We start from the raw sequence: 17,966 nt of genomic DNA on the forward strand, positions 1-17,966 counted from the left end.
CGCGGTGATGACTCAGGCCGGGCCGAGTGAGCGCAGCGCACGCTTCACGAGCCGGGCAGTCGCGGCGCTGTCGCTCTCGGCAGACCATCCGGCGCAGAGAGCCGCCGCCCAGTCGGGGCGCGTCTTCGCGGCGTCGTTGATCCAGTTCGCCACCGAATCCTGCACGTAGCGGGAGGAATCCGCGCGCAGCGGATGCAGGATCGGCTCCCCCTTTTCCGGATGCTGCTTGAGCTGATCGATGTGGGCGGCCCACACGCCCCGCGGCCGCAGCGCCTCGCTCGCGAAGCGGCGCACCCGCTCGGACGGATCGGCGGTCCACCGCGCGAGAACGTCGATGCTCGTATCGAGATCTGTGACGAGGACCGGGCGGGCCGCCATCCACACCCATTCCCGGACCGCGAAGTGCTCATCGTCGGCGAAGGCACGCAGTCGCTCGAGCAGAGCGACAGGACCGGCATCTGCGTTGCGCGCGGCGATCAGGAAGCAGCCCCATCCGCGTACAGTATCGGAGGGGTGGCGACTGATCCGTTCGACTTCGGCCGCGTCGAGCCGCGCAGCCAGCGCCTCCCCGATACGGGTCATCCGCTTGAGAATCCCCACCCCCTGCGCATCGGCGACCTCGGCTCGCAGCGCGGCATCGGCATCGGGGAGCACGCTGCGCAGCAGCACCGTGTGGTCGATCGCGAGCGCCTCGGCAAGGGTGCGCGATGGTGCGGCACCGCTGTTCAGCGCGCCAAGATGCACCGGGTCGATGTCGGCGCGGCTGCGCGCTCCTCCCCCGCTCATCGGGCGTCTCCCGCGAGGTTCTGCTGCACCGCAGCGAGCACGCTCTCGGCATTGCGACGATCTCTCTGTCCGATCCCGTCGCCGAGCCGGCGCAGCCAGTCGGCATAGACCGGCACCAGTTCAGAGACGAGCTGCTCACCGACGGCAGTGACCCCGAGCGTATGGGTGCGTCGGTCGGTCGCGTGCGCCCTGCGCACGATCAGGCCGTCACGGTCGAGGCGATCCAGCAGGCCGGTCACTGTCGCCGAGGTCACCTCCAAGCGGTGGGCGAGCGCGCGCGGCGTGACCCCCGGCTCCGCGGAGATCGCGAGCAGCGCCGCCAGTCGGCCCTCCGTCAGATCGTGTTGCGCAAGCAGTTCTGCGCACGCCGCATCGATGCGTCGCGCCGTCGTGAGCACCGCCATCACCAGCCTCGCCGCCTCGTCGTCGCCGAGCTGCTTCAGCAGGAGCTGCTGCTTGACACCCACCAGATCATTCATAAGGCAACATATTACTAGTCAACTAGCGAAATCTATACTTCGCACGGACAAGAATGTTCGCCTCTCCGAGTTTCAGTGCGTGGATCTTTCCACCCGTGGGTGGTGCCCGACCCGTCTGGAGCCGCAGTAACGTGCTGGCAACAGTGCACAGAGGGGAGCATCTCGAGATGATTCAGGAACTCATGGGCTCAGGGTTGGTCCTCATCGCCGGACTGCTCGTCCTCCGGTGGGCGAGGATCTCCCGCGAGGGCACGCTGCCGCGCAACCGGCTGCTCGGCTACCGGACGACACTCACGCTCCGCAATCATGACGCCTGGATCGTCGTGCATCGCGCAGCAGCGCCCTGTCTCACCGTCGCGGGCCTCGGTTTGGTCGCCGGGGCGATCGGCAGCGCGATCCTCATCCTGCTGGGCACTGCCCGGGTGCCGACTATCATCCTCGGATCATCCGTCGTCTGGCTGCTCGGGTGGGTGCTGATCGGCCTCGTCCCGGCCGCGCGCGCCGCGAAGCGCTTCACCCTCGAGCACCCCGGCTCGCAGCCGAGGGATGCGGGGCCGGGGCCCGGCACCCGAGCCGCCCACGACTGACGAGCACGGCGAGGATCGCGAGCCCGGCAAGCCCGATCGCCGCAGGCCAGTTATTCGCGACCTCGGTCCCGGCCAGGGTCTCAACTCCGAACATCGCCCAGTTGATGCCGTTGTGCCCGAGGATCACCAGCAGCGTGGAGTGCTGTGATCCGTTCGCAAGCCAGGACATGATGAACGACATGCTGACGACCAGGATCAGGTAGGCCAGATACTGGCTGGGATCCTGACGCGCGGTGTCCCACTCGTCGGTGAGGAACAGCGGGGCATGCCAGCAGCAGTGGATCACACCGAGCGCGAGCGCCGCGGTCACGGGGTGCAGTCGCTGCTGGAGCCGCGGAAGCGCAAAGCCTCTCCAACCCGGCTCCTCCTGAACCGGCCCGCCGAGCAAGTACGTGACATACGCGCCCGCCAGCAATCCAAGCACGGCGATACCACCGTGGCCCGCTCCCCACGCGATGCCCGGAGCGAACAGGTACCCGACGGCCGTGGCGAACGGGAGGAGGATCAGAGCCAGGACGTACCAGCGCGGACGCACCCGCCACCGAACCATTCGACGCCAGAACTCACGGACGCCCGCGCGACCCTCGGCGATGCGGGTCATGAGGAGCGCCGCCGCGAACGGGCCGGCGAACATGCCGAGCTGGTTGATGCCGGCGACCGCGGAGAACGGCAGCTCGAATGAGAGCAGGCCGATCCCGCTCCTGGAGAGGCACCAGGGGCTCCACGCCGCCCAGGAACCGAGAAACGCGAGCACGAAGAATCCCGTCAGCGGGCGCCGAGAGAGCAGTGAGGCCATAGGTCATTCTCTCAGTCGCCGGCTCGGGTCACCGGCGAGGGTTCACCCGTTCTTCGCCATGCCGGCCGCGCGCTCCTCTGCATGGAACGCCCAGGGCTCCTGCGGCAGCGCCTCGCCGGTCTCCAGCAGCGTCTTGAGGTTGGCGAGCACCGCGGGCCACCCCTGCCCCACGGCGCGCAGCTCGTCGAGGCTCGCCAGCACCGTGTGGGTGAGAGTGAGCTTGACGATATCCCGGTCGGACTCGATCTCGAACGTGACCACGCTCGGCTCGAACGCGGGGTCGTCGAAACGCGCCGGGTCGTCGAAGCCGAAGACGAGACGGCGCGGCGGATCCACCTCGATCACTCGGCCCGAGGCATCGGCGATCCCCGTGCCGTCGAGACGGACGTGGTCCACCCGGCTGCCGATCTTCCAATCCGAGATCTGGGCATGCCCCCAGAATCGCCCGCTCAGCTCTGCGTCGGTGAGCGCTTGCCATACCCGCTCCGGGGTGGCGCGGATATAGGTCGTGTAGACGTAGTCGGGAACGGCACCCTTGCCTGCTTCAGTCATCGCGTACTCCTCTGCTCGCTGCGTGATGGCGTCGAGGAAGGCCAATCGGGGTTCCTCGAACTTCCAGATCCAACGGCGCTGGATCTCATGGATCGGCACAGGGTTGAGGTAGTGCAGCTTCCGCCGGCCGTCGCGGATCGACGACACCAGGTTCGCCGCTTCCAACAGCTCGAGGTGCTGGCTGACCGACTGGCGGCGCATGTCCAGCCCCTCGCAGAGCTCACCCAGCGTCTGGCCCGACCGCTCATGCAGCATGTCGAGCAGCAGTCGCCGCCCCGGATCGGCCAGCGCCTTGAACACCATGTCCGCATCCATGCCCTCATTATGCAGGTAAATACCTGCATAATGCAACGGGTCCCGCTGGCGGCGATGTCGCGGCAGGGAGGAGCCTGCGCCGACTGGATCGACGGTCGCGTCGGCGATTGGCTCCGGCACTACCGGCCCGATCTCGCCGACGAGGCCGCCCGACAGCTGAAGAAGTGAGCTGCGCGATTCGCACGGCTCTTGCAATCGGAGACGAGCCGTGTAGCGTGCCAGTATGGGCAAGGGGGAGCTTTCCGGGATCCGACGCTGGCAGGTGGTCGGCGTCAGCATCTTCGGCGTGATCGCGGGGCTCTGTTTTCTCGGATCGTTTCTGATCGACGGTGACACTGCATCGCTGCTGCGCACGCTCGCGGGGATCGCCGCCGGGATCTGCGCCGTGATCGGGGTCAGCTTCGCATTCACCGGGGACAAACCATGACGCCCGTCGTGGTGATCGCGCTCAGCATCGTCGGAGCATGCGCAGTCGTCACCTTCCTCGTCTCCCTGGTCTTCGCTGCGAGGCACGGCTGGAAACACGCGACCGCCCGTCGGCTCCGTATCGTCGCGGGCATCTTCGGCTTGGTATGCGCGCTGCTGGGGGTTTCGCTGGCGTTCTTCTCCGAGTGAGCTTTCGGCAATACCCGCTCGCCCGCCCCATCTCGTGATCAGAACGCCGTGCTACCCCGCTGTTCCGTACTTGAGAAGCACCGCACCGGAGGAGAACGGCTTGCACTCGATCAGTCCCAGATCGGCGCGAGGCTGATCCTCGCCCAGAAGCGGCTTGCCTCGACAGAGCAGCACGGGATGCACGATGAGATGGAACTCATCGATCGCCCGCAACTCGTTCAGCGCTCCGACGAGGCTCAGGCTGCCGTAGACCACCACGTCGCCGTCGGCCGATACTTTCACTCGCCGGATCTCTGCCTCCGAGACCTCCTGGATGCACCGGCTCCGGGGCCACGAGGCGATGCGGCCCGTGCGGGACGCGACGATCTTCTCGAGCTGATCGAGGCGACGCGCGTACTGCCGGTTCGCCTCGTCTGCCTCAAGTTCTCCGCCGGCGACCTTGGGCCAGTAGGAGGCGAAATCCTCGTGGGTCTTCCTACCGAGCAGCAGAACACCCGCGCCCTCGACGAGATCCATCTCGTAGGCAGCCAGGTCCGCATCGCCCCGGAGCCAGTCCATCGAGTCATCCGCCCCGGCGACATACCCATCGAGAGTCACCCAGGCGGAGACGATGAGCCTCGACATGATCCGCACCTCCCGAGCGATACCCCACTGACTGCAAGTATCACACCGACCGCGATTCCTATGGCTATAGAATCCGACCATTCGAGGCGAAGGAGGACTCATGACGTTCTCGCTGAGCCAGGCCTCAGCGCCTCACCATCCCCGGCCCGTCGCCTCCGCCGTGCGGCAATCGATGCGCCGATCCCTGCCCCGCCGCTTCATCGTGGCGGCGTTCACCGCGTTCCTCGGCGGCGCGTTCGCGTTCTGGGTGACGTGCCACATCAGTATCGCCGGGGAGATCCCGGGCATCGCCGGTAAGGCCGATACCGTCATCCGAGCCGAGTCGGCCGTAGCGGGTCTCTGCGTCGCGCTCTTCGTGATGGTATTCGAGAACCGCGCCGTCACCGAGTGCCTCGTGTACTCGACGGGCTACGCGGTCACCGGGGCACGGACGGTTTCGGGGCATCATCCCCTGCCTCCGGGCGGGTTGAAGCGCTCGGCGCTCTGCGTCAGGCTCCTCGCATTCGCGCTCGGCGGTACCCTCGGAATCTCCGTCGCGGTGCTCTGGGCGGCTCCCCCGCTTCCCGAGACCCTGCTCATCGCCGCCGCGATCGTCGCGGTCGACCTGCTCGTCGCACGGTTCGCCCTGCCCAGGTTGCGCGCCGCTCGCGAGCAGTGGCGCGCCGATCAACTGCGCCTTGCCCGTATCGATGCGATCCGCTCTCATGGCGTCCATACCACCGCGACGGTGCAGGAAGCGCGCTTTCTGCGCTCGTGGCTCGATGACCAGCCGGTATTCGAGCTCACCCTGCGCACCTCCGGGCCTGAAGTCAGCACCTTCAACATCCGCTATGCCGACTACCCTCGATGGGCGCCGCAGCAGGGCGACGAGTTCGACGTGTGGACGGACGGCGCAGTGTCCGACGCCGATGCCGACGAGCTCGTGCTCGAACGGCGCCGAGCACCCTCCCGCCCCGCCGGGGACGTCAAGCACCTGCGGCGCCCATCGGGCGGCAGCGACGGCCCGGATACCGGCCCCTATGAACCGACGTGGGCCACCGCCATCGAGCGGAACACCTCCCGGGCCCGCATTCTGCACCTCGTGTCGTGCGTCCTGGCGGGGCTCGCAACGCTCGCAACCCTTGCACTGTCGCTGATCGCGTGGATGCTGTTCGGGCCGTCGCGATGGTGGCTCGTCCTGCTCCTCGCAGTGGGGTGTATCTCCGCCCTGTTCATGACCTGCCGTTTGATCCGGATCCGGATCCGGCCACGTCGGGTGGTCTCGGCCGGGGCACCCCTCGGCATGCCGGGGCTGGTCGCCGCATTCGCCGCATTCGCCGGGCTCTTCGGCATCGTGTTCTCCTGGGTTTTCGTGTTCGCGGACGAGCTGGCTCTCGGCCCCGAGGGCAGGCTCGTCGGGATCGCCGCAATGCTCTGCCTGTTCTCTGCGGCAGTCGGGTTCATCATCGAACTCGGCACCGCAGGATTCGTCATGCCTGTCGCCCTCACAGCCATGCGCCGGGCTGCGCGCGCTCCCGCAGCGCCCGTCGACCTGGTGCACCGCGCGCTGTACGCCGGCGAACCCGCCGCTGCCCGTCTCGAGCACGACTACGGGATCGTAGTGGGCGCCGCGATGCTCCGGTGATGGGACCGCTGCGATAAGGGATCGATGCTGCCGTGGGTCGTCACTGGGGTAATCGCAGTCATCGTCCTGGCTCTCTGTCTGATCGCGGCGGCAATCATCGTGCCCATCGTGGTGACCCGGCCGAAGCGCAAGCGGCGGACGGCGCGGCAGGGCTGAGATGCCGCCATCACACCCTTCTCGGGTAGCGTGGTGAAGCGCGAGCCCACGCCAGCGTCCGAATGAAGCGAGGTATGACGGTGAACGACGCAACGACCGAAGACTGGTCCTCGAACACGGAAGAGTTCACGCGGGACGCCTCGGCGGCCGCCTGGCACCTGTACGAGATCGCAGGCGGCGATGTCGCGGCCGGGAAGCAGCAGGGCCCGTTCGCCTGCGCCGACCGGATCGATCAGTCTCTTCGCGACCTTCCCCCATTCCAGTCGCTGCCCGATCGCCACCGTGCCGAGCTGCTCTGGCACCTCATCTCGTTTCTCGCCGAGGTGATGCGGGAGCGGTGGGACTGCCGCTGGACGTGGGCGGCTCACCCCGACGACTCCGGCAGGGAGACCTGGCTCTTGACCGGGTGGCGCGCCATGCCGGGAACCCGGCCGCGCGACATCGACCCCGCGCTCGTGGTGAGCGCTGAGATGCAGCAGCCGGCTCCGAGCTTCTGGCGCATGATCAACACTGCTGAGGAGCTGGCCGAGGTGCGCGTCTTCCGCGCCGAGAACCTCTAGCCTTCAGGATGAGCCGGCTGTGAGCGAGAGGTTGCGATGTCATCGATCATCCCACTGCTGACCGTCGGCGTGCCCGCGTCAGGATCCGTCGATCGGCCCGCACACCTCCACGAACGGGCGCACCAGCCGGGCATAGGCGTCAGGGTCGACCTGCTCCCGATGCAGTTCGCGCAGCAGCACGGCAAGCCCGATCGACATGAGCGGCTGCTCGTCGATCTCGCGCCCGCCCGGCGCGACCTTCCCGAGATGGCTCAGGCACTCCGCCTGCGGTGTGAAGAAATCTGAGCCGAGCAGATGCCAAGCGGGATTGACCGCCACCTGTGCCTCATCCCAGGCGTTGCCGTCGGCGCGGATCCGATCCAGCACCGCCCGTGCCTCCGGGCCCGTCATCAGCCCCATCCGGAACCGGACGGCATCCCACAGCGGGTGCGCCGCAGAAGCGGTGGGCTCCATCAGTTCGAACAGTCGCGCCGTGCTCGGCGGCGGATATCGATGCAACAGCGCCGCGGTGCGCAGATCCCGCATATCCCGGTTCTGCTGCACCTTCGGATCGACCAGCGGCAGATCCGGCCCGCACGGCGGTTCGACGAGCAGGATCCGCGACGGGTTCGCACGATCAACGATGCCCGGCACGAAAAAGCCTGGCACGAGACCGCCCAGACTCGACGGCTTCATGCCCGACCGGACCTCACCGCGGACGGGCTCCCGGCCGGGTGCGTGCACATCGACGACGAAAGCCCCGTCGTACCGCCGACTCGTAGCGCTGCCGAGCACCCGGATACGCACGTGCTCAGGTTCGACGAGATCGGGGACGCCGATATCGCAGAAGCGCCCGTCCTCGCGGCGGGCAGCGAAGCGTTCGTAGAGGCCCATGGCTCTCAGCCGATCCCGTAGTGCTCGAAGAGCAGATCGGCGCTGATGCGGTCCAGACGGTCGCTGAACGGCGACCTGATGCCGAGATCCTGCCCTGTCGCCTCGTCCCCCATCATTCAGCGACCCTCGGTCGCCCAGGGACCGGTCCGCCGATGACCAGTCGAGCCAGTATCGCTATCAGCGTGGAGATGCCCAGCAGGATCGGCGCCATGAAGAACGCCAGAGCGAGCATGATCCCGCCGAGGCCCAGCGCCGCGCCGATAGAGGCCCCGGGGTTGCCGCCGGCGAGACCGCGGATGAGCATGTACAGAACTCCGAGCACGACGACGGCGACGCATCCGATCAGACAGGCGAGGGCGAGCTGGCCGACTCGCCTGCGGAAGCCGGTCCAGCGTCCGGGCGCGAGGGCTGCCTCGTTGGCGCCGCGCAGTCCGAGGATCAGGCTCATCACGGCCGTGGGCACGACCGGCAGCCCGAAGCAGAGCGACACGATGAACGGCGTGAGCCCGGCGTAGCCGGAGGGGTCGGCCGCGCCGGCTTCGATCCGCGCCGCGGTGCTGAATGCGACGAAGACCGCGCTGACGAGGATGTAACCGGAGACGTCGGCCCACACGAGCCCGCGCCACCGGCGAAGCGGGTGCGGGCCGCTCGGGGCACTCATGGGCATGAGGTGCGGCGTCGGTTCATACGTCATCGCGGGAACCTCCGGTCTGCGATCGTGAACAAGGTCGGGGCGGGACGCCCCGGTGCCACGGGACGGGCCCGACCCCGAGCATCAGCGACCGCCGGCCGATCCGCCACCGCCGCCACCACCGACGGAGCCGCCGCCGCTCGATCCCCCGGAGCTGCTCGAGGAATAGCTGACGGAGGAACTGATCGAGCTGACCATCTGGGAGACGGTATCGCCGATGGAGCCGATGTTGTGCGCCTGGTATCCGCTGTACCACCCGATGTTGTTGTTCGGGTTCGCCGAGTACCAGCTCTCCAGAACCTTGCCCCACTGCTTCTCGAGCCCGAACAGCATCGCGTAGGGCAGCAGCTTCTCATAGAGATGGATCACATTCACCGAGCCGTCCTGCAGTCGCTCGGCGCCCTGATACGACTGCAGCATCTGCAGCCGATCCGCCTCGGCGACCTCGATGAACAGCTTCACTCCCTCGAGGTACTCGCGCGTCTCCGCTCCCGCGCGGGTGTACACGCGGTGCTTCTTCATGCTGTAGATCGCCAGCAGGATCAGCGGCACACCCAGAACCATCCCGAAGACCGCGCCGAAAGGCTTGCTGCGCAGCATGAAGCCGAATACGACCAGAACGGCGAGCACCGCGACGAGCCCGAGAGTCACCCAGCCGAACACCCTCCCGGCAGAGCTGCGCTCGCGCTGGAAGTATCCGCGGTTCTCGGCCTGCTCCATCGCCGCGGATTCGAGGGCCTGCATCCTCTTCGCGAACGACTCATCCTTCTTCGGCAGCACGAACACCGTTCCGGGCGCCGGCGTCCCCGGGAAGACGGCGTCCAGCGTCGAACGGTCGAACTGATCCTGCGCTTTGAGCGGATCGACCACGCGGAGCGCCGTCTGCGGCTTGCCCGAACCGAAGAAGCCGGTGTCGGGAGGACCGTCCTCGAACCGGATCATCCCGTTCACCGCGAGATGCACGAGCTGAGCCGCCACCACGCTCCTCCCGACACCCGCGATCGGCGCAGCGATAAGCGGTGGCAGGGACGGCGGCACGTCGTACTGCGCCACGACGGTCCCCCGACCCGAGTTCTTGTGCTTGCGGCGCATCGCCGAGGCGGCGATGACTCCCCCGAGTGCGGGAATGAGCCCGGCGCCTGCGACGAGGAACGGCACGAAGTCGAGCAGCGGGTTCGGGAGCCGCTGCGGCGGCTGCACCACGGTCGCGGGCTCCAGCCCCACCGCGATCGTGGCCCCCTCGCGCGCGTCCAGCGGCATCGGGCCGGCTCGCAGCTCGCCTTCGAACCCGCTGATCATGCACTCGTCGCGCGATCCCGCACTGCCTCTATAGCAGCGCTGCTCCCCGGTGAGGTGCTCGGCAAGCGCCTGATCGAAGCGGATCTCGGCGGTGAAGGACGAGATCGGCTGCTGCCTCGCGGAGGGCACTACGTCCCAGTAGAACTCGTCGGCGGCGCCATCGTCGCGTGCCAGGATCACATCGCTCAGCGTGTACTCGATCACATACGTCTGCCTGCCGTGCACGTACTCGTCGTCGCCCGTGAGCACGGCGACATAGGCGGCGTCGTGCTCGTCGTCGGTACCGGACTCGGTTTCGAACGGCACCGGATCGCCGTTCTCGTCGGTCACCTTGAAGTCGCGCGGATCTGTCGACGCTCCCTGATAGTCCCGCGGCAGCGAGCGCACGATGCCCCGGTTCTGATCCGTCTCGAGGAACCGGGCGACCAGGGTCTCGGTGACGTGCGCAATCGCTCTGCCGTCGTCGTCGACGCCGATGTCGTACTGCACGTCCCAGCTGTCGTAGCTGAAGTCTTCGACATCGGCGTGCGCGGGGGCCGGCGCGATAAGGAGCGATGCGGCGAGCGCGGTGAACGCGGCGAGGATCGCGACCGCGAGGAGCATCGGCGGCCGCAGCGCCCCGTGCGAGCCGGAGCGCAGACCGGATTTCATTGAATGAGCCATCAAGACCAGGCTAACCGGCTTGGTTCCGGGCTTCGAGTCATCCTCGCGTTATCAGCGGCATTGCGGCGACTCCCATGTTCGCTTCCTAGCCTGGGGGCACGCGAGGGGGCGGATAGTGCGTTCCCGGCGCGGGATCCGAGAGGAGGCGTCTCATGACGAACCGAGCATTGGACGAGCACCGAGGCGGCAGCCCCGAGCGCACCGGAGGCATCTCGCTGCTGAGAGCGGGAACGGGAGGGGCCGCATCCGTGGCCGCACTGCTCCTGCTCGCGGGATGCGCGGGGCCCGCAGCCGTCGAGGACTCTCCGGCGGCGTCGGATCCCGGAACGACCAGTGAGCGCAGCGAGGAGGGCGGGTCTGGCGGATCGGCCGGGCCTACCGCCGAAGAGAGCTTGATCGACGCGAGCGTGGATGTGTCATGGGAAGATGCGGTCGCAGCTGCGCAGGAAGCCTTCGACGGCCGACTCATCTCGGTCGAGCTGGATCGGGATCGCGGAGAGCTGGTCTACTCGGTCGAACTCGTGTCGGACACGGAGGAGTACGAGGCGATCGTGAGCGCCTCGAGCGGCGAGATCGTGCACGAGCAGCGCGAACCGCTCGATGCCGACGACGCCGCGGAAGCCGAAGAAGAGGTTCTCGACACGAGCGGGCTCATCTCCCCCGAGGAGGCGATGACGGCCGCGACAGGCGAGATCGACGGGCCGGTCAAGTCGTGGAAGCTGGACCGTGATTGGCAGGGCACCTTCTTCGAGGTCGAGATCGCCGCGAGCGGGAACGACCGCGACGTGCTCGTCGACGCGGTTTCGGGTGAGGTCGTCGAGGTCGACGACTGATTCGCGGCCCGCATACCGCGGGGGTCGAGGAGAGACGATGGAGCACACGATTCGCATGGCGGGCGTCGACGATGCCGATACGGTCGCCCGGCTGCTGTTCGACTTCAATACCGAGTTCGAGACGCCGACGCCCACGCCCGCGGAGTTCGCGGAGCGGCTGCGCTCGCTCCTCGCCGGAGACCGCATCGTCGCGTTCCTCGCCGAGGATCAGGGGAAAGGCGAAAGCAGGGCGCCCCGCGCGCTCGGCTTCGCGCTGCTCAGCCTGCGCCCGACGCCGTACTTCGACGGCCCCCTCGTGCAGCTGGAGGAACTCTACGTCGTGCCCGATCTCCGCGACCGGGGACTCGGATCAGACCTGCTCGACGCGACGGTCGATTACTCGCTCTCCAGGGGCTCGCGCGAGATCCACATCGGTGTAGATGAGATCGACACGGATACCCGCAGATTCTACGAACGGCACGGGTTCGTCAATGTGCAGCCCGGACAGGATTACCGGATGCTCCTGTACCTGCGCGAGCTGTGACGGTGGCGTGCGCTGATTTACGTTTGCCTCTTCTCCCCCGTTAGCCTGGAACCGAAGACAGGGGGTAACCGTATGACGCAGGTCGGCAAGATCACGCATCAGAAGCTCGAGCAGGGAGACGAAGGCGACGCGCCGATCTTCGACGCCCTGGCCACAGACCCGCAAGTGAGCGAAGACCTGGCCGAGGCGCTGGAGGAATCGCAGACGGAGGGTTCCGAAGACGCCGACAGAGCACCCAGACACCGCTCCTGAGAACCCCGTGTGAGCGCGTTGCCCTCCTTTCCCCGGCGCGCAAGACTCGACACTATGGATACCGCAGCTCCGTTCCTGATGATGATGGCGGCAGCCCTCGTGCTGCTCACCGTCGTGGGCTTGAACGCGAAGAAGATCAACGCAGCCTGGCGGCAGAAGCGCGAGGATCGCGACGACGAGCGCAGGGACGACTGACCGGCGTCGGAGTGCTCAGCAGCACTGGCCCCGTAAGGGTCGAGTTATAGTCCATCGCGATCCCGATCAGAACAGGTCAGCCTCGCGACCCGCGGAGTGATCAGCATGAACTCCGATGCGGACGCGTGGTCGCGACCCGCCGTCCTATCGGCACCAATCGACCTTCAAGCACACTGAAACCCCGAAATCGGTGTGCGTCACGGCAGATCGGTGCACTACGACGGGACGCGAGACAGCCGCAGTCACAGCCCCTAGAGCACACCGGGGAGAGCGGCCACGAAGGCGTCGCCGTCGAACTCGTCCACGAGCGTGGACTGCACGATGAACCCCATCACCACTGCGACGAACACCGGTGTCGACCTCCGAGCCCACCCCGCCGGGTCGCCGTCGACCCGCTCGGGGTACTCCGTTGCCCAGCGTTCGAGCAGCCCCGAGACCTGTCCCATAACCGTGCCCGCCACTTCCTGGAACATGGCGCGCAGCTCGGCGTCGATCGTGGCCTCCGCCCACACCTGCACGAGCATGGTCGTCGGCAGCGACGCCCGCAGCCCGCCGATGAGCACCGAAGCGATCTGCGCCGGTGTGAGCACGCGATCCTCGCTGAGCGAGTTCAGCTCTCCGAAGCGGCCCTGCATCACCGAGTGCGCGACCGCGTGAATGATCTCCTGCTTCCCGCGGAAGTATCCGTAGATCGCACCGGACGACAGGCCTGACTCCGCGATGATGTCGGTCATCGATGTGCGGTGATATCCGCTTCGGCTGAAGCACCGCACGGCAGCATCCAGAATCTGCCCGCGACGTTCCTCACGTCGCTCATCGCTGATCTTCGGCATCGCCCCTCCTTTGACAACCCTACCCGCCCGAGCAACAATAAAGAACGATCATTCTTTTTATTTGCCCCGTCTCCTGGAGGAACCATGAATCGCACCGAAATCTCGCCCCCGCCCACGAGCTGGGGACGGCTGATCGCCCTCGGAGCCGGGCTCTCCCTGCTGGTCGCGGTGGTATTGCTGGCCTTCTCATGGCCGGCGGTCACCGCCGACCCGCAGGGCCTTCCGGTCGGCGTCGTCGGAGAACCCGACCAGGTCGACCAGGTCGCCGAGAACATCGAAGACCAAGCCGACGGCGCGATCGAGTTGACCCGCCTCGACGATCGCGCTGCCGCAGTTGACGCCATCGAACAGCGGAAAGTCTACGGAGCCGTCATTCTCGGCGCCGAGCCCACGGAGGGCCCCGAGATCCTGATCGCCCGCGCCGCCAACACCCAGGTAGCGCAGATGCTCTCGGGCTTCGCACCCCGGCTGCAGTCCGAGATCGACGCGAAGATCCGGGAGCAAGTCGAAACCGGCATCGCTCAGGCCCAGGAGCAGGCCGCCGCGCAGATGCAGCAGGCACTCCAGGCCGTCGCACAGGGGCAGACACCGCAGCTCGCTCCGACGGGCGACGGCGAGGCGTTCTCGATCCCCACCGTCACGGTCGAGGTCACCGACGTCGTACCTCTCTCCGACGACGATCCGAACGGCGCCGGCCTGACGGCGTCCATGTTCCCACTCGTGATCGGCGGCATTCTCGGCGGCGTGTTCATCACGCTCGCGGTCAAGGGATCAGGCGCACGTCGGGTCGTGGCGGTGCTGATCTACGCGGCCTCGGCCGGGCTCGTCCTCACCGGCGTGCTGCAGGGGATCTACGGTGCGCTGCAGGGCGACTACGGACTCAACGCCCTCGGCATGGGCCTGGCGATCGCCGCGATCTCCGGCACCATCACCGGTCTCGGCGCGGTGCTCGGTCGCGCGGGCACGGCGATCGGCTCGGCGTTCATGATCCTCGTCGCCAACCCGCTCTCCGCGGCAACGGTGCCCGTCGAGTTCATCCTCTCGCCATGGGGAACGTTTGGCCAGTGGCTCCCGGCGGGTTCGGCCGCGACCCTGATGCGCGACCTCTCCTACTTCCCGGACGCCGAGACGAGCTTCTCCTGGACCGTGCTCTCGGTGTGGGCGGTCGTCGGCTTGGCACTGACGTTCGTCACGCTGCGGAGAAAGGACCCCTCGAAGAGCGGATCGCAGGCGGGCTGACGCGGACAGTCCTTTCGCGTCCTCGGTCGAGCCGGCCGGTGGAGTACGAGCAGAGGTTCCCTCCCCGTCAACCGGTCGGTTCGAACCGGAGGATCCGGTCGTCGTCGGGCGCCGGATCACCGCGACCGTCGGTGTTGTTCGTGAGCAGCCACAGCGACCCGTCGGGGGCGGGGACGACGAGGCGCAGCCGCCCGTACTCGCGCACCAAGTGCTCGGTCGACGCTGTCAGGTCATCCAGAGGCACCTCGCGGAGCCGCTCGCCGCGGAGGTTCGCGATCCAGATCGATCCGTCGGCGACCGCGATCCCGCTCGGGCTCGCGTCAGCCGGTGCCCACTGCTGCACCGGGTCGATGAAGCGGTGGTCGCCGGCCGCGCCTTCGACCTCGGGCCACCCGTAGTTGCCGCCGGGCTCGATGACGTTGAGCTCGTCCCACGTGTCCTCGCCGAACTCAGCCGAGTACATCGTGCCCTCGTCGTCCCAGGCGATGCCCTGCGGATTACGGTGCCCGTAGCTGTACACGTAGGAGCCGTCGAAGGGATTATCGTCGGGCACCTCCCCCTCGGGCGTCATCCGCAGGATCTTGCCCGAGAGCCGGTCGAGATCCTGGGCGCTGCCGCGCTCGTGCACGTCGCCGACCGTGGCGTAGAGCATCCCGTCCGGGCCGAACGCGATCCTGCCACCGCTGTGCCAGTTCGCGTGCGGCAACCCCGCGAGCACGGTCTCGGGATCACCGAGCCCGAGCGTGCCGGGCTCGCCGGTCAGCGGGTATCGCTGGATCCGGTTCTCACCCTCCCCCGTCGAGTAGACGTACAGATCGTCTCCCTGGATCGCGAGCCCCAGCAGTCCCGACTCCCCCGCTGCGCTCACACCCTCGATGACACCGACCTCGCGGGTGCCGTCGGCGGTGAGTTCGAGTATGCGTGCGGAGTCGCGTTCACTGATGAGAGCTGTATCCCCATGGAATGCGATCGACCACGGCACGTCGAGATGATCGGCGACCACCAGCGGCTCGGAGGAACCGGGCTGCGAGGAGCCTTCTGCGTTCCGCTCCGGCGCGCAGGCGGCGAGCGCGAGCACCGCGACCAGCGGCAGCACGAGCAGCGCCCGCCTTCGAGGGGACATCGAGCGCCGCGCTACGGGCTTTGAGCCCGGCGCGCGACGGTTCGGGATCGCGGGCCTCGACATCGTCGACCTCCCTCAGAACACCCTGGTGCTCCAAGCCTACGGAATGAGCGGCGCCGCGCGGGAGGCCCTCCGAGTACCACCATCGACAGGAACTCCCTCCCGCCGTCCTCCTATGGTCGACTGGTGCGGTCCCCACACGGGCGCCCCGATCCCGCGCGCCCCGCCACCCGCGTCATCGGAGGCCGCATCGTGTCGATTCATACCGGTCCCATCCCAGTGAACGTTGCCCCTGTGAAGCAGCCTGGTCGTATGTCCGCGGTCACGTACGTGCTCGCCGCCGGGGTGTTCCTCATGGGCACCACCGAGTTCATCGTCGCCGGGATCCTGCCCGAGATCGCCGCCGACCTCGGCATCTCTGTCGCGAGCACCGGGCTTATGATCACCGTCTTCGCGGTCGGCATGATCGTCGGAACGCCGGTCATGACAATCGCGACACTCAAGCTGCAGCGCCGCCTCACCCTGACGCTCGCACTCCTCGTGTTCGCCATCGGCCACGTCATCGTCGCCGTCTCGTCGAACTTCCCCGTGATCCTCGCTGCCCGGTTCCTCACCGCGCTCGCAACCGGCGCGTTCTGGGCCGTCGCCGCGGTCGTCGCCGCGAAAGCCGCGGGACCGGCCGCTTCGAAAGCGCTGGGGATCGTTCTCGGCGGCGGCATGCTCGCCAACGCGCTCGGCGTGCCGCTCGGCGCGTTCGCAGGGCAGGCGATCGGCTGGCGCGGGCCCTTCTGGGGCCTCGCCATGCTCGCCCTGCTCGCCGCCGCGCTGATCCTCCGCCTCGTCGCGAAAGACTCCACCGCAGGGCCGATCCCGTCCGTCCGCGCGGAACTCGCGAGCCTCAAGGACGTGCGGGTGTGGCTCGTGCTCGCCGGGTGCGCGATCGTCTGCGGCTCCTCGCTCGCGGCCTACAGCTTCATCAGCCCGCTGCTCACCGAGAACACGGGCCTGCCCGCCGTTTCAGTGCCGCTGATCCTCGTCGCCTACGGCATCGGCGCACTGGTCGGCTCCCTCCTGGGCGGCCGCCTCGGCACCACGCACCAGTACCCCCTGCTGTTCACCTCGGCGGCGGCGACGTTCCTCGTGCTCGTCCTGCTCGCCCTGTTCTCGCACCAGCCAGCCGCCACCATCATTCTGATCACCCTCCTCGGGCTCTTCGGCATGTCCACCAACCCCGTGCTCATCGGCAAGGCCGTCGGCTACGCCGAGCACGCCCCGACACTCGCCTCTGCCCTGAGCACCTCATCGTTCAACGTGGGCACGGCGATCGGGTCGTGGATCGCGGGCTACGCCCTGGAGTCAGCGCTTGGAACGACCGGGCCCGTCGTCGTCGGCGCCGCGATCGCAGCCCTGTACTTCATCCCGCTCGGCATCCTGTTCGCGAAGGATCGGCGCAGTTGACTCAGGCGCCGAGCTCGGCGCGGCCTACGCCTACCGTGCTCGCCGCCCAGGACGCGAGCAGGCGCATCGCCTCCTCCGACTTCGACCCGGGCTCCGCGGTGTACACCGTGAAGGTGAGCCCGTGATGGGCTTCCATATCCATGCCCTCATAGGCGAGCGTCATCTCGCCCACGACCGGGTGGCGGAAGGTCTTGAAGCCGCTACCGTGATGCCGCACGTTGTGCTTGCCCCAGCGGGTACGGAACTCATCCGAGCGCGTGCTCAGCTCGCCGATCAGGTCGTGCAGTTCCTTGTTGTGAGGATCGCGCGCCGCCTCGGTGCGCAGGATCGCGACGGTGATATCGGCGAACCCCTCCCAGTCGGGGTAGAAGTCGTACGCGCGCGGGTCCAGGAAGGCATGCCTGGCGATGTTCGGCGGCTGGCCGGGCATGTCGTAGAGCTCGGTGTAGAACGCCCGAGCGAGCGGGTTCACGGCGAGCAGGTCCATGCGGCCATTGCGCACAAACGCCGGGCCCGCGGTGAATCCGTCGAGCGCCCACTGCAGGCCCGGGCTCGGAGCCCATCCTTTTCCACTGCGCCGCTTTCTGGGTCGGGCGACCGGGCTCGCCGCGTTGGCGAGATCGAAGAGGTGGGCGCGTTCGGCCTCGTCAAGCTGCAGAGCACGGGCGAGACTATCGAGCACTTCCGGCGAGGCGCCGCTGATCTGCCCGCGCTCGAGCTTCGTGTAGTACTCGACGCTCACGCCCGCGAGCGTGGCGACCTCGCTGCGGCGCAGTCCCGCCACTTTGCGGTTGCCGCCTGCAGGCAGGCCCGCCCGCTCGGGAGTGATGCGTTCCCTGCGCGAGGTCAGGAACTCGCGCACATCGGCCTGATTGTCCATGCATCAACGA

Annotated in this window: 23 protein-coding genes; 12 read left to right on the forward strand and 11 right to left on the reverse strand. The window is 67.7% G+C overall.

Going from position 1 to position 17,966, the window contains the following annotated elements; all coding sequences use genetic code 11:
- Positions 1-12: 12 nt before the first annotated feature.
- Both KVY00_RS02635 and KVY00_RS02640 read right to left on the reverse strand, forming a co-directional pair.
- Entirely contained in the window at positions 13-786 is a 774-nt protein-coding gene (locus KVY00_RS02635; protein WP_223044203.1) for a HEAT repeat domain-containing protein, read from the reverse strand.
- Complete coding sequence (locus KVY00_RS02640; RefSeq protein WP_223044204.1) at positions 783-1,265, reverse strand: MarR family winged helix-turn-helix transcriptional regulator; 483 nt, start codon at positions 1,263-1,265, stop codon at positions 783-785. The genes KVY00_RS02635 and KVY00_RS02640 overlap by 4 nt, the downstream gene beginning before the upstream one ends.
- A gap of 167 nt (positions 1,266-1,432) precedes the next feature.
- On the opposite strand from KVY00_RS02640, the gene KVY00_RS02645 reads away from it, so the two are divergent.
- The gene (locus KVY00_RS02645; protein ID WP_223044205.1) at positions 1,433-1,852 is read left to right on the forward strand and encodes an SdpI family protein; all 420 of its coding nucleotides are present in this window, start codon (positions 1,433-1,435) and stop codon (positions 1,850-1,852) included.
- Here the strand turns inward: KVY00_RS02645 and KVY00_RS02650 are convergent.
- Both KVY00_RS02650 and KVY00_RS02655 read right to left on the reverse strand, forming a co-directional pair.
- Positions 1,779-2,648 carry a CPBP family intramembrane glutamic endopeptidase gene (locus KVY00_RS02650; RefSeq protein ID WP_223044206.1) on the reverse strand — a complete coding sequence of 290 codons (870 nt, stop codon included), beginning with the start codon at positions 2,646-2,648 and terminating at the stop codon, positions 1,779-1,781. The two genes, KVY00_RS02645 and KVY00_RS02650, sit on opposite strands and share 74 nt — an antisense overlap.
- A 42-nt stretch (positions 2,649-2,690) precedes the next feature.
- A complete protein-coding gene (locus KVY00_RS02655; protein ID WP_223044207.1) occupies positions 2,691-3,515 on the reverse strand; it encodes an ArsR/SmtB family transcription factor in 825 nt (274 codons plus the stop codon).
- A gap of 30 nt (positions 3,516-3,545) precedes the next feature.
- Here KVY00_RS02655 and KVY00_RS02660 point away from each other — a divergent pair, with 30 nt between their 5' ends.
- Genes KVY00_RS02660 through KVY00_RS02670 form a run of 3 tightly spaced genes read left to right on the forward strand, consistent with a single transcriptional unit; the run spans position 3,546 to position 4,130 of the window.
- Positions 3,546-3,683: a hypothetical protein gene (locus tag KVY00_RS02660; RefSeq protein ID WP_223044208.1), complete on the forward strand. Its 138-nt coding sequence runs from the start codon at positions 3,546-3,548 to the stop codon at positions 3,681-3,683.
- A gap of 55 nt (positions 3,684-3,738) precedes the next feature.
- Complete coding sequence (locus KVY00_RS02665; protein WP_223044209.1) at positions 3,739-3,942, forward strand: hypothetical protein; 204 nt, start codon at positions 3,739-3,741, stop codon at positions 3,940-3,942.
- Positions 3,939-4,130 carry a hypothetical protein gene (locus KVY00_RS02670; RefSeq protein WP_223044210.1) on the forward strand — a complete coding sequence of 64 codons (192 nt, stop codon included), beginning with the start codon at positions 3,939-3,941 and terminating at the stop codon, positions 4,128-4,130. The genes KVY00_RS02665 and KVY00_RS02670 overlap by 4 nt, the downstream gene beginning before the upstream one ends.
- A 51-nt stretch (positions 4,131-4,181) precedes the next feature.
- Here KVY00_RS02670 and KVY00_RS02675 read toward each other — a convergent pair whose 3' ends face one another.
- Positions 4,182-4,754, reverse strand: coding sequence for a dihydrofolate reductase family protein (locus tag KVY00_RS02675; protein ID WP_223044211.1), 573 nt, complete (start codon positions 4,752-4,754; stop codon positions 4,182-4,184).
- A gap of 100 nt (positions 4,755-4,854) precedes the next feature.
- On the opposite strand from KVY00_RS02675, the gene KVY00_RS02680 reads away from it, so the two are divergent.
- Together KVY00_RS02680 and KVY00_RS02685 are read left to right on the forward strand one after the other, a co-directional pair.
- Positions 4,855-6,378, forward strand: a complete 1,524-nt coding sequence (locus tag KVY00_RS02680; protein WP_223044212.1) for a hypothetical protein — start codon at positions 4,855-4,857, stop codon at positions 6,376-6,378.
- A gap of 236 nt (positions 6,379-6,614) precedes the next feature.
- Positions 6,615-7,094 carry a hypothetical protein gene (locus KVY00_RS02685; protein WP_223044213.1) on the forward strand — a complete coding sequence of 160 codons (480 nt, stop codon included), beginning with the start codon at positions 6,615-6,617 and terminating at the stop codon, positions 7,092-7,094.
- A gap of 78 nt (positions 7,095-7,172) precedes the next feature.
- Here the strand turns inward: KVY00_RS02685 and KVY00_RS02690 are convergent, their stop codons facing one another.
- From KVY00_RS02690 to KVY00_RS02700, 3 genes are all read right to left on the reverse strand, one after another.
- Entirely contained in the window at positions 7,173-7,967 is a 795-nt protein-coding gene (locus tag KVY00_RS02690) for a hypothetical protein (protein WP_223044214.1), read from the reverse strand.
- Between the two features lie 112 nt (positions 7,968-8,079).
- Positions 8,080-8,661, reverse strand: a complete 582-nt coding sequence (locus KVY00_RS02695; protein WP_223044215.1) for a hypothetical protein — start codon at positions 8,659-8,661, stop codon at positions 8,080-8,082.
- A gap of 81 nt (positions 8,662-8,742) precedes the next feature.
- On the reverse strand, positions 8,743-10,620 hold the full coding sequence (locus KVY00_RS02700) for a DUF2207 domain-containing protein (RefSeq protein WP_255572724.1): 1,878 nt from the start codon (positions 10,618-10,620) through the stop codon (positions 8,743-8,745).
- 152 nt (positions 10,621-10,772) lie between these two features.
- On the opposite strand from KVY00_RS02700, the gene KVY00_RS02705 reads away from it, so the two are divergent.
- From KVY00_RS02705 to KVY00_RS02720, 4 genes are all read left to right on the forward strand, one after another.
- Entirely contained in the window at positions 10,773-11,453 is a 681-nt protein-coding gene (locus tag KVY00_RS02705; RefSeq protein ID WP_223044216.1) for a PepSY domain-containing protein, read from the forward strand.
- 37 nt (positions 11,454-11,490) lie between these two features.
- Positions 11,491-11,976 (forward strand): GNAT family N-acetyltransferase, encoded by a 486-nt coding sequence (locus tag KVY00_RS02710; RefSeq protein ID WP_223044217.1) that lies wholly within the window; start codon positions 11,491-11,493, stop codon positions 11,974-11,976.
- A 72-nt stretch (positions 11,977-12,048) separates the two neighbouring features.
- Entirely contained in the window at positions 12,049-12,228 is a 180-nt protein-coding gene (locus KVY00_RS02715; protein WP_223044218.1) for a hypothetical protein, read from the forward strand.
- A 54-nt stretch (positions 12,229-12,282) separates the two neighbouring features.
- The gene (locus KVY00_RS02720; protein ID WP_223044219.1) at positions 12,283-12,423 is read left to right on the forward strand and encodes a hypothetical protein; all 141 of its coding nucleotides are present in this window, start codon (positions 12,283-12,285) and stop codon (positions 12,421-12,423) included.
- A 251-nt stretch (positions 12,424-12,674) separates the two neighbouring features.
- Here KVY00_RS02720 and KVY00_RS02725 read toward each other — a convergent pair whose 3' ends face one another.
- Positions 12,675-13,256, reverse strand: coding sequence for a TetR/AcrR family transcriptional regulator (locus tag KVY00_RS02725; protein ID WP_223044220.1), 582 nt, complete (start codon positions 13,254-13,256; stop codon positions 12,675-12,677).
- 84 nt (positions 13,257-13,340) lie between these two features.
- On the opposite strand from KVY00_RS02725, the gene KVY00_RS02730 reads away from it, so the two are divergent.
- The gene (locus KVY00_RS02730) at positions 13,341-14,495 is read left to right on the forward strand and encodes an ABC transporter permease (protein ID WP_223044221.1); all 1,155 of its coding nucleotides are present in this window, start codon (positions 13,341-13,343) and stop codon (positions 14,493-14,495) included.
- A gap of 67 nt (positions 14,496-14,562) precedes the next feature.
- Here the strand turns inward: KVY00_RS02730 and KVY00_RS02735 are convergent, their stop codons facing one another.
- Complete coding sequence (locus KVY00_RS02735; RefSeq protein ID WP_223044222.1) at positions 14,563-15,618, reverse strand: PQQ-dependent sugar dehydrogenase; 1,056 nt, start codon at positions 15,616-15,618, stop codon at positions 14,563-14,565.
- A 312-nt stretch (positions 15,619-15,930) separates the two neighbouring features.
- On the opposite strand from KVY00_RS02735, the gene KVY00_RS02740 reads away from it, so the two are divergent.
- The gene (locus KVY00_RS02740) at positions 15,931-17,076 is read left to right on the forward strand and encodes an MFS transporter (RefSeq protein WP_223044223.1); all 1,146 of its coding nucleotides are present in this window, start codon (positions 15,931-15,933) and stop codon (positions 17,074-17,076) included.
- A gap of 1 nt (position 17,077) precedes the next feature.
- Here the strand turns inward: KVY00_RS02740 and KVY00_RS02745 are convergent, their stop codons facing one another.
- Positions 17,078-17,956 (reverse strand): helix-turn-helix transcriptional regulator, encoded by an 879-nt coding sequence (locus tag KVY00_RS02745; protein WP_223044224.1) that lies wholly within the window; start codon positions 17,954-17,956, stop codon positions 17,078-17,080.
- Positions 17,957-17,966: the final 10 nt, after the last annotated feature.

The sequence above is a fragment of the Leucobacter tenebrionis genome (assembly GCF_019884725.1).
GTDB lineage: Bacteria > Actinomycetota > Actinomycetes > Actinomycetales > Microbacteriaceae > Leucobacter > Leucobacter tenebrionis.